At 71.4% G+C, this 10,879-nt stretch carries 8 protein-coding genes; 6 read left to right on the forward strand and 2 right to left on the reverse strand.

Annotated elements, in window-relative coordinates:
* The first annotated feature begins 62 nt into the window (after positions 1-62).
* The 5 genes from lpxD to lpxB are packed head-to-tail and all read left to right on the forward strand — an operon-like array spanning position 63 to position 4,512.
* Positions 63-1,136 carry a UDP-3-O-(3-hydroxymyristoyl)glucosamine N-acyltransferase gene (gene lpxD, locus KHC19_RS24995; protein ID WP_213356305.1) on the forward strand — a complete coding sequence of 358 codons (1,074 nt, stop codon included), beginning with the start codon at positions 63-65 and terminating at the stop codon, positions 1,134-1,136.
* Positions 1,133-1,606 carry a 3-hydroxyacyl-ACP dehydratase FabZ gene (fabZ, locus tag KHC19_RS25000; RefSeq protein WP_213356307.1) on the forward strand — a complete coding sequence of 158 codons (474 nt, stop codon included), beginning with the start codon at positions 1,133-1,135 and terminating at the stop codon, positions 1,604-1,606. The genes lpxD and fabZ overlap by 4 nt, the downstream gene beginning before the upstream one ends.
* Entirely contained in the window at positions 1,603-2,433 is an 831-nt protein-coding gene (gene lpxA, locus KHC19_RS25005) for an acyl-ACP--UDP-N-acetylglucosamine O-acyltransferase (protein WP_213356309.1), read from the forward strand. The genes fabZ and lpxA overlap by 4 nt, the downstream gene beginning before the upstream one ends.
* A complete protein-coding gene (locus KHC19_RS25010) occupies positions 2,396-3,331 on the forward strand; it encodes an LpxI family protein (RefSeq protein WP_246549469.1) in 936 nt (311 codons plus the stop codon). The genes lpxA and KHC19_RS25010 overlap by 38 nt, the downstream gene beginning before the upstream one ends.
* The gene (gene lpxB / locus KHC19_RS25015) at positions 3,328-4,512 is read left to right on the forward strand and encodes a lipid-A-disaccharide synthase (protein ID WP_213356311.1); all 1,185 of its coding nucleotides are present in this window, start codon (positions 3,328-3,330) and stop codon (positions 4,510-4,512) included. Before KHC19_RS25010 ends, lpxB begins: the two co-directional genes overlap by 4 nt.
* Before the next feature lie 237 nt (positions 4,513-4,749).
* Here lpxB and gltA read toward each other — a convergent pair whose 3' ends face one another.
* Together gltA and gltX are read right to left on the reverse strand one after the other, a co-directional pair.
* Positions 4,750-6,060, reverse strand: a complete 1,311-nt coding sequence (gene gltA / locus KHC19_RS25020; protein ID WP_213356313.1) for a citrate synthase — start codon at positions 6,058-6,060, stop codon at positions 4,750-4,752.
* 248 nt (positions 6,061-6,308) lie between these two features.
* Complete coding sequence (gene gltX, locus KHC19_RS25025; protein WP_213356315.1) at positions 6,309-7,745, reverse strand: glutamate--tRNA ligase; 1,437 nt, start codon at positions 7,743-7,745, stop codon at positions 6,309-6,311.
* 128 nt (positions 7,746-7,873) lie between these two features.
* On the opposite strand from gltX, the gene KHC19_RS25030 reads away from it, so the two are divergent.
* On the forward strand, positions 7,874-10,879 hold a 3,006-nt coding region (locus KHC19_RS25030), incomplete at its 3' end, for a ComEC/Rec2 family competence protein (RefSeq protein WP_213356317.1).

The following is a 10,879-nucleotide window of genomic DNA, read 5'->3' on the forward strand; positions in this document are numbered from 1 at the left end:
GGCCCGGCTCGCCCGGGCCGTCGGTTCATTGGGCGACGGGCATGTCCGGCACGATGCATTCAATGGCTGATCCCATCTTCCACCGCCCGGCGCGGAGCTTTCCGCTCGACGAGCTCTGCGCGCTGGTGGGCGGCCGCCTCGTCGATCCCGCCCAAGGCGCCCGGCAGGTAATCGGCGTCGCCTCGCTGGAGGATGCCGGGCCGGGCGACGTCAGCTATATGGACGGCAGCCGGTTCGTGCCGGCCCTGCGCGCCACCCGCGCCGGCTTCTGCCTGCTGGGAGAGCGCTTCCTCGATCATGTGCCGGCCGGCGTGGTGCCGGTGGTGGTGAAGCGCCCGCATGCGGCCTTCGTCGCCATCGCCCGCGCCCTCTATCCGTCCTCGCTGCGGCCGTCCTCGGTCTTCGGCCAGCCGGGCGTCGCCGCCGGGGCCATCGTGCATCCGCAGGCGCGGCTCGAAGGCGACGTCACCATCGATCCCGGCGCGGTGATCGGGCCCGGCGCCGAGGTCGGCGCGGGCACCATCATTGCCGCCGGTGCGGTGATCGGCCCGGGGGTGCGCATCGGCCGCGACTGCACCATCGGCGCCGGCGCCAGCGTGCTGCATGCGTTGCTCGGCGACCGGGTGATCCTGCATCCGGGCGTGCGCATCGGCCAGGACGGCTTCGGCTATGTCGGCGGCGCCGGCGGTCACGCCAAGGTGCCGCAGATCGGCCGGGTGATCGTGCAGAACGACGTCGAGATCGGCGCCTCCACCACCATCGATCGTGGCGGCCTGCGCGACACGGTGATCGGCGAGGGCACCAAGATCGACAATCTGGTGCAGATCGCCCACAACGTGGTGATCGGGCGTCATTGTGTCATCGTCTCGCAGACCGGCATCGCCGGCAGCGCCACGCTGGGCGATTTCGTGGTGCTGGGCGGGCAGGTCGGGGTGATCGGCCATGTCCGCATCGGCGACGGGGCGAAGATCGCGGCCACCAGCAACGTGAAGGACGACGTGCCGCCCGGCGTGGAATGGGGCGGCTCGCCGGCTCAGCCGATGCGGGACTGGTTCCGGGAAGTAATGGCGATCCAGCGCCTCGCCCGCGGCGACCGCGGGGGGCGCGACGCCGACCAAGGACAGAAGAACTCATGAGCGAACAGGCCGAAACCAGCCTCGGCGTGGCGGACATCCAGAAGATCCTCGCCGCGCTGCCGCACCGCTATCCCTTCCTGATGGTCGACCGGATCGTCGGCATCGAGGGCGACAAGCGGGCGATCGGCATCAAGAACGTCTCCGCCAACGAGCCGCATTTCCAGGGACATTTCCCGGACAACCCGGTGATGCCGGGGGTGCTGATCCTCGAAGGCATGGCGCAGACCGCCGGCGCCATCTGCCTGTTCGAGCGCGCGGCGGGCGGCAAGCCCTCGCTCGTCTATTTCATGACCATCGACAAGGCGAAGTTCCGCCGGCCGGTGGTTCCGGGCGATGTGCTGGAGTACCACATGACGCAGATGACCAAGCGCCGCAACATGTGGTGGTTCCGCGGCGAGGCGAAGGTCGACGGCCAGCTGGTCGCCGAGGCCGAGGTCGGCGCGATGATCGCCCAGGACGGTGGCAAGTGAGCGGGGGCGCGCGCATCCACCCGACCGCGCTGGTGGAAGACGGCGCGGTGCTGGGCGAGAATGTCGAGATCGGCCCGTTCTGCACCGTGGGCGCCGATGTCGATCTGGGCGACGGGGTTCGCCTGGTTTCGCATGTGGTCGTGGCCGGGCACACGCGGATCGGCGCCGGGACGACGGTCTATCCCTTCGCCTCGCTCGGCCAGCCGCCGCAATCGGTGCACTACAAGGGCGAGCCGTGCCGGCTGGTCATCGGCGAGCGCTGCATCATCCGCGAGCATGTGACGATGAACATCGGCACGGCCGGCGGTCACATGGAGACGCGGGTCGGCGCCGACGGCTTCTTCATGGTCGGTAGTCACATCGCGCATGACTGCGTGATCGGCGAGCGGGCGGTGTTCGCCAACAACGCGACGCTGGCCGGCCATGTCACGGTGGGCGACAACGTGTTTATCGGCGGGCTCGCCGCGGTGCACCAGTTCACCCGCATCGGCGACGGCGCGATGATCGGCGGCATGTGCGGCGTGCATTTCGACATCATCCCCTTCGGCCTGATGATGGAAGGCCATCCGGGGCTGCGCTCGCTCAATTATACCGGGCTGAAGCGCCGCGGCCTGTCGCTGCAGCAGCGCCGCGAATTGCAGAGCGCCTATCGCGAGCTGTTCTACGGCGCCGGCACGCTTGCCCAGCGCACCGACCGCGTGGCCGAGCGCTTCGGCGAGAACGCCAATGTCATGCGGATCGTCGAGTTCGTCCGCACCGCCGGCAAGCGCCGCCTCACCGTTCCCGCCGATGCCGACGACCATGGCGCCGAGCCCGACGCCGCCTGAGGCGTCCGGCTCCGCCGCCGCGGCGCCCGCTGCCGTGGCGGGCGGCGAGCCGCTCGCCATCATCTGCGGCGGCGGTGCCTTTCCGCTGGTGGTCGCCGAGGCGGCCACAAGAGCGGGGCGGCGCGTGCATCTCTTCGCCCTGCGCGGCCTTGCCGATCCCGCCGTCGAGGCCTGGCCGCACAGCTGGATCGCCCTCGGCCAGTTCGGCAAGCTCTGCGCGGAAATGCGCCGGCGCGGCTGCCGCGACGTGGTGTTCATCGGCTATGTGCTGCGTCCGCGGCTGCGCGACGTGACGTTCGACTGGGCGATGGTCCGGCAGCTGCCGCGCATCTTCCGCATGCTGCGCGGCGGCGACAATCATCTGCTCACCGGCGTCGGGGAGGCGTTCGAGGACGAAGGCTTCCGGCTGCTCGGCGCCCATGAGGTCGCCCCGGAAATATTGGTGCCGGCCGGCCGGCTCGGCCAGGTGGCGCCCGGGCGCGACCAGCTCGACGACGTGCTCACCGGCCGCCATGCCCTGGCGGTGATGGGGCCGCTCGATATCGGCCAGGGCGTGGTGGTGATCAATCGGCACGTCGTGGCCGTCGAGGCGGCGGAGGGAACCGACCTGATGCTGCGCCGCTGCGCCGAGCTCAGGGCGAACGGACGCATCCGCGCCCGGGCGCCGGCCGGCGTGCTGGTCAAGGTTCCCAAGGTCGCGCAGGATCGTCGCTTCGACCTGCCGTCGCTCGGCCTCGCCACGGTGGAGGGGGCCGCGCGGGCCGGGCTCGCCGGCATTGCCGTCGAGGCCGGCGGCGTGATCGCCACCGACCTCGAGGCGATGATCCGTGCTGCCGATGCGGCGGGAATGTTCGTCTATGGCTTCGCGCCGGAGAACGAGGCGGGGAGCGCGACATGAGACAGGCGCCGGCACGTCCGCTTTCGGTCTTCCTCATCGCCGGGGAGGATTCGGGCGACATGCTGGGCGCCGGCCTGATGCGCGAGCTCGCGGCGCTCACCGGCGGCGCCGTGGCCTTCACCGGCATAGGCGGTCCGCGCATGGAGGCCGAGGGGCTCGCCTCGCTGTTCCCGATGGACGACATCACCGCCATCGGCGTCGGGCAGGTGCTCGCCGGCTTGCCGCGTATCCTCAGGCGCATGCGCGAGGCAGCCGATGCGGTGGTGCGGGCGCGGCCCGACGTGCTGGTGCTGATCGACGCGCCGGACTTCACCCATCGCGTCGCCCACAAGGTGCGGGCGCGGCTGCCGGATCTGCCGATCGTCAAATATGTCGCGCCCACCGTGTGGGTGTGGCGGCAGGGGCGGGCGCGGGCGATGAAGCCGGATATCGACCGCGTGCTTGCCGTGCTGCCCTTCGAGCCGGAGGTGATGGCGCGGCTCGACGGCCCGCCGACCACCTATGTCGGCCATCCGCTGCTCGGCATGCTCGACGAGTTGCGCCCGGATGCGCGGGAGGCGGCCCGGCGCGAGGCCCCGCCGCCGGTCCTGCTGGTGCTGCCGGGCAGCCGCCGTTCGGAGCTGCAGCGGCTCGGGCCGCTGTTCGGCGACGTGCTGGCCCGGCTCGCCGCGCAGATGCCTCATGTCGAGATGGTGCTGCCGACCTTGCCGCGCCGGCGGGCCGAGGTGGAGGCGATGGTGGCCGGCTGGACGGTGAAGCCGCGCATCGTCGTCGACGAGGCCGAGAAATACGCGGCCTTCCGCGTCGCCCGCGCCGCCTTCGCCGCCTCCGGCACGGTGACGCTGGAACTGGCGCTGGCCGGCATTCCCACCATCGCCACCTATCGCGTCCACTGGCTGGAGGCGCGGGTCGCCCATCACCTGCTCGGCATCACCTCGGTGATCCTGCCCAATCTCATCATCGGCGAGCGGGCGGTGCCGGAATATCTGCAATGGTACATCGATCCGCCGGCGATGACGGCGGCGCTTGCCAGGCTGATCGAGGGCGGGCCGGAGCGGGAGGCGCAGCTTGCCGCCTTCGCCAGGGTCGGCGCCCTGATGGGGGTGGATGGCGAGACACCCAGCCGTCGGGCCGCCCGCGCGGTGCTCGAGGTGGCGCAGCGGGTCGTCTCGTCGCCCTGATTCCCGCCCGCCGCCATCGGCGTGGGGGCGGGGGCTCTCTTCGGCACGGGTCTTTCCCATCGCCTCCCTGCATCGGCCTGCCGGGAGGCGTGCCTCCCGCCGCGACCTGCGGCCGGGAAAAGGCTGCCGGAAACGAAATGCCCGCCATCCGGGACCGGAGGCGGGCATCATGTCGCGAAGCCGAGCGCGGGACGGAGATGATGGCGGCGCATGGGCCGCCATCCGCCGCCGGCCGTCTCACTTGCGGCGGGCGATCGGCACGTAGTCGCGGCGGGTGGCGCCGGTGTAGAGCTGGCGCGGGCGGCCGATGCGCTGGCCCGGATCCTCGATCATCTCCTTCCACTGGCCGATCCAGCCCACGGTGCGGGCGAGGGCGAACAGCACGGTGAACATGGAGGTGGGGAAGCCGAGGGCGCGGAGCGTGATGCCCGAATAGAAGTCGATGTTCGGGTAGAGCTTGCGCTCGACGAAATACTCGTCCTGCAGCGCGATGCGCTCCAGTTCCACCGCGATGTCGAGCAGCGGATCGTCCTTGATGCCGAGCTCGCCGAGCACCTCATGGCAGGTCTTCTGCATGATCTTGGCGCGCGGATCGTAGTTCTTGTACACGCGATGACCAAAGCCCATCAGGCGGAACGGGTCGTTCTTGTCCTTGGCGCGGTTGATGAATTCCGGGATGCGGTCCACGGAGCCGATCTCGCCGAGCATCTTCAGCGCCGCCTCGTTGGCGCCGCCATGGGCGGGTCCCCACAGGCAGGCGATGCCGGCGGCGATACAGGCGAAGGGGTTGGCGCCGGAGGAGCCGGCGAGGCGCACGGTGGAGGTCGAGGCGTTCTGCTCGTGGTCGGCGTGCAGGATGAAGATGCGGTCGATGGCGCGCGAGAGCACCGGGTTCACCTTGTACTCCTCGCAGGGCACCGAGAAGCACATGCGCAGGAAGTTCGAGGCGTAGTCGAGGTCGTTCTTCGGGTAAACGAAGGGCTGGCCGATATGGTATTTATAGGCCATGGCCGCCAGTGTCGGGATCTTCGCGATCATGCGGATCGAGGCGATCATGCGCTGCTGCGGGTCGGCGATGTCGGTGCTGTCGTGATAGAAGGCCGAGAGCGCGCCGACCGAGGCCACCAGCACCGCCATCGGGTGGGCGTCGCGGCGGAAGCCGTGGAAGAACCGGCTCATCTGCTCGTGCACCATGGTGTGGCGCGTGACGCGGTAGTCGAAATCCGCCTTCTGGGCGGCGGTCGGCAGCTCGCCATAGAGCAGCAGGTAGCAGGTTTCCAGGAAGTCGCCGTCCTCGGCGAGCTGCTCGATCGGGTAGCCGCGGTAGAGAAGGACGCCCTCGTCGCCGTCGATATAGGTGATCTGGCTTTCGCAGCTGGCGGTGGAGGTGAAGCCCGGGTCGTAGGTGAACATCCCGGTCTGGCCGTAGAGCTTGCCGATGTCCACGACCTGCGGCCCGATCGTGCCGTTCAGAATCGGGAGTTCCCAGCTCTTGTCGCCGATACTGAGTGTGGCCGTGTTCGCGGAAGTGCCGTTGATGGCGTCCATGCGGGTCTCCCTGGAGTCAATGGACCGAACGAAGCGGAGCGCGTCGGCGGAGGTTCTCGCCTTGTTGTGCGGCAGCCGTTTCCGAGGGGCCTTCTATGCTCCCCGGGGGCTGGACGCGTAAAGTCGTAACGGTTTCGAACCGTGCTCGCAAGCGCAGCGGACACGGTAGTCCGATAACATCAAAATCCAGTAACGGCAGGGCGTTCCGATGATTTCGCACCTGCATCAACACTTCGTCGTACACCCCCTCAGGCGGCCCGCGCGGCGGGCGCCTGGTCGGCGATACGCGCCAGCGACTCGTCGCGTCCCAGCACCGCCAGCACGTCGAAGATGCCGGGCGAGGTGGTGCGGCCGGTCACGGCGGCGCGCAGCGGCTGGGCGAGGGCGCCGAGCTTGACGCCCCGGGCCTCGGCGACGCCGCGCACGGCCGCCTCGGTGCTGGCGGCGGTCCAATCGCCGGTCGCCGCCAGCGCCTCGTGGGCGGCGGCGAGCAGGGCGCGGGCGTCGTCGGTGAGCAGCGCCCTGGCCTTGTCTTCCATGTCGAGCGGGCGCTGCTTGACGATGTAGCCGGCACTGTCGATCAGCTCGATCAGCGTCTTGGCGCGCTCCTTCAGCCCGGGCATAGCGGCGATGAGCTGGGCGCGCCGCTCGGGGGTGAGGGCGGCGGCGATGGCGGCGCCGTCCGGCAGATGCGGCAGCAGGGCGTCGATGGCGGCCAGCAGCTCGTCATCCGGGGTCGCCCGCATGTAGTGGCCGTTGATGTTCTCCAGCTTGGCGAAGTCGAAGCGCGCCGGCGAGCGGCCGACCCGGTCGAGGTCGAAATGCTCGATCATCTCCTGCGTGGAGAAGATCTCCTGGTCGCCATGGCTCCAGCCGAGGCGCACGAGATAATTGCGCAGCGCTGCCGGCAGGTAGCCCATGGCGCGGTAGGCGTCGACGCCGAGCGCGCCGTGGCGCTTGGAGAGCTTGGCCCCGTCCGGCCCATGGATCAGCGGGATATGCGCCATGGTCGGCACGTTCCAGCCGAGCGCGCGGTAGATCTGCGTCTGGCGGGCGGCGTTGGTGAGGTGGTCGTCACCGCGGATGATGTGGGTGACGCCCATGTCGTGATCGTCGACCACCACCGAGAGCATGTAGGTCGGCGTGCCGTCGGAGCGCAGCAGCACGAGGTCGTCGAGTTCCTTGTTCTGGAACACCACGCGGCCCTGCACCAGATCGTCGATGACCGTCTCGCCCTCGGTCGGGGCCTTCAGGCGGATGGCCGGCTTGCGGCCTTCCGGCGCCTCGGAGGGGGCGCGGTCGCGCCAGCGCCCGTCATAGCGCGGGGCGCGGCCTTCCTTGCGGGCGGTCTCGCGCATCTCCTCCAGCTCTGCCGCGGTGGCGTAGCAGGGATAGGCATGGCCGGCGGCGATCATCTGTTCCACCGCCTCGCGGTGCCGCTCGGCGCGGGCGAACTGGTAGATGACATCGCCGGACCAGTCGATGCCGAGCCAGCTCAGCCCGTCGATGATCGCGTCGATGGCTTCCGGCGTGGAGCGCTGGCGGTCGGTGTCCTCGATGCGCAGCAGCATCTTGCCGCCCTTGGCATGCGCATAGAGCCAGTTGAACAGCGCGGTACGGGCGCCGCCAATGTGCAGGAAGCCGGTCGGGGAGGGGGCGAAGCGGGTGATGACGGTGTCGGACATCGGCTTTCCGTGTCGGCGCCCGGCGTGTCGCGGGCGGTAGCGGTCGGGATGCGTGCGTGTACCATAGGAGCGCGAGAGGGGAAAACCCGCTGTGCGGCGATAGCCGGCGGCGCGGGGGATGCGGGGACATGGCGGGCGGGCCGGAAGCGGGCGCGAGGACGCGGGCCGACGGGCGGGGCGCGGCGCGGGCACTGGCCGCGCCGGCGGACGGTCTCGTCCCGGCCGTGCCGGTGGTGGCTCCCGCGCCGCTGGCCGGCGGCGGGCCTTGGCGGCTGCCGGCGCGGCTTGCCGCCGCTCTCGGCGCGTTGCTGGCCGAAGAGGTCGAGGACCGGCGCGGCACGCTGTTCCTGCCGGTCGGCTTCGCCATCGGCGTGGCGCTCTATCTCGGCGCCGGCGGCGAGCCGTCGCCCTATGCCGGCCCGCTGGCCTTCGCGGTGCTGTTGGCCCTTGCCTTGGCGGCGCGGGCGCGGCCCTTCGCCTTCTACGCGCTGGCGCTGGCGGCGACGCTCGCGGCCGGCTTCACCGTCGCCAGCCTGCAGGTGCAGCGCATCGCCCATCCGGTGCTGGCCGCCCCGCTTTCCGGCGTCACCGTGAACGGTTTCGTGGAGCAGGCGGAACTGCGTCCGCGCGGCAGCCGCATCGTCGTCAGGGTGACGTCGCTGGAGCGGGCGCCGCAGCTTGTGCCGGAACGGGTGCGCATCGCGCTCGCCGCCGCGAAGCCGCCGCCGGTCGGGGCGCATGTGAGCCTGCGCGCCGATCTCGCCGCGCCGCCCGGTCCCGCCTATCCCGGCGGCTTCGATTTCGGACGGGCGGCGTGGTTCGAGGGCATCGGCGCCACCGGCTATGCGGTCGGCAAATGGCGGGAGACGCCGGCGCCGGGGCCGCCGGATCGGTCGCTGGCCTTCGCCGCCTGGCTGGAGGCGAGCCGGCAGGCGATGGCGGCGCGCATCCGCGCCGTGCTGCCGGGCGAGGCCGGCGGCGTCGCCGTGGCGCTGGTCACCGGCATACGCGGGCAGGTGCCCGAGCCGCTGGAAGAGGCGATGCGCATCTCCGGCCTCGCGCATGTCCTCTCCATTTCCGGCCTGCACATGGCGCTGGTGGCGACGACGGTGTTCTTCTTTGCCCGCGCGCTGCTGGCGCTGTGGCCGGGGCTGGCGCTCACCCGGCCGATCAAGGCCTGGGCGGCCGTGCCGGCGCTCGCCGCCGCCACCTATTACCTGCTGCTGTCCGGCGCCGAGGTGGCGACGCAGCGCTCCTATGTGATGACCGTGCTGGTGCTCGCGGGCGTGATGCTCGGCCGCCCGGCGCTCACCCTGCACACGCTGGCCCTCGCCGCGCTCCTCGTGTTGGCCCTGACGCCGTGGGCGATCCTCGATCCCGGCGCGCAGATGTCCTTCGCCGCGACGCTGGCGCTCGTCGTCGCCTATGAGCGGGGCGGGCGCCACCTCATCGCCGCCGGCGCCGGGCGCCTGCCCTGGTACGCGTCGATGCCGGCGCGCTGGCTGGTGGCGCTGGCGCTGACCTCGCTGGCTGCCGGCCTCGCCACCGCGCCCTATGCCGCCTATCACTTCCAGCGCCTCGCGCCGCTGAGCCTCTTCGCCAATCTCGCCGCCACGCCGCTGGTCAGCTTCGTCATCATGCCGATGGGGCTGCTCGGCACGCTGGCGATGCCGTTCGGCTGGGAAGGGCCGCCTTTCCGCCTGATGGGCTGGGGCATCGACGCCATGAACGGCGTTGCCCGCTGGGTGGCGGCGATGCCCGGCGCCGATGGCGGCGTGCGCGCCATGCCGCTGGCCAGCCTCGCCCTGATCACCTTCGCCTTTCTCGCCGCCTGCCTGCTGCGCACGCGCCTCGCGCTGGTGGCGCTCGTCCTGGCGGGTGCCGCCGGCTGGCCGATCCTCGCCGCCCGTACCCCCGACGTGCTGGTCGATGCGCAGGCGCGGACGGTGGCGGTGCGGGGGCCGGACGGGCAATTGTCGCTGATGGGCGATCGCACAAAGGGTCTCGCCGAGCGCTTTGCCGCCGAGCAATGGCTGTCGGCCGAAGGGAGACGCGGCCAGGGGAGGGAGCCGGCCGCGCTGTCGCGAGGCGCATCCGTGCCGGCAAGCCCCGCCGCGACAGCCGGGAAGGCGCCCTCGCCGGGTTCGCCCTTGCCGGGTTCGCCCCTGCCGTTTGCGCAGGAGGCGTCGCCTGCCGGCCCGGTACGATCGACGAAGGACGGCGCGAGCGGCGCCGGGAGCCTTCCGGCGATGCGCGGCGCAGCCGAATCCGGCGCGGTCCCGCATGCGGGAGAGGGAGGGAACGCGGGTCCTTCGCTTCTGTTGCCGACGTTCGTCATGCCCGCCGGCATCGAGCTTCCGCCTCAACAGGAGCAAGGCGGGCCGGACGTATCCCGGCCGGCGGCGCCAGATGCACTCGCCCCCGCGCGTGCCGCTCCGCCGGAGGTTGCGACCATCCCGACCGAGGCCGTCGCCGTGCCGGCGGCTTCGGGTGCGTCCAGGGGTGATGCCGGGCCGCCACTGGCGCGCCCGGCCGATCCCGGAACTTCGATCGACGCCGGACTGCAAGCGAAACGCATCCCATCTTCCGGTGCTGCGGGCGAGCCTTGGGGAAACGCTGGACCGACGCCGGATTCGCCGGCCGGCTCATCCGGGCCTGCCCGGATCCCGTTGGCCCAGCTGGCCGCCGAAGTGGCGATGTCGGTTCCGCTCGTGGCTGAGGCAGTCCCGGCTTCCTCGCGCGACAGCAGCGATCTGCCGCCGCCAACCTCCGCCGCGACACCGTTCGTGTCTGCCCTTACCCCGCCTAGCCAGCCCCCTGATCCCGCAGCGGCAACGTCCGCTCCGCCCGCGTCGGCGGTCCTCCCGACCTCCGCGCGCGGCAGCCGCGATCCCGCGCCATCCGCGTCCGTCGCGACACTGTTCGCGTCTGAGCGGTCGCTGACTCCCGCAGCGGCAACGTCCGCTCCGCCCGCATCGGCGGTCCTCCCGGCCTCCGTGCGCGGCAGCAGCGATCCCGCGCCATCCGCGTCCGTCGCGACACCGTTCGCGTCTGAGCGGCCGCTGGCTCCCGAAGCGGCAACGTCCGCTCCGCCCGCGTCGGCGGTCCTCCCGACCTCCGCGCGCGGCAGCCGC

It is taken from the genome of Ancylobacter oerskovii (assembly GCF_018390555.1).
Taxonomy (GTDB): Bacteria; Pseudomonadota; Alphaproteobacteria; order Rhizobiales; family Xanthobacteraceae; genus Ancylobacter; species Ancylobacter oerskovii.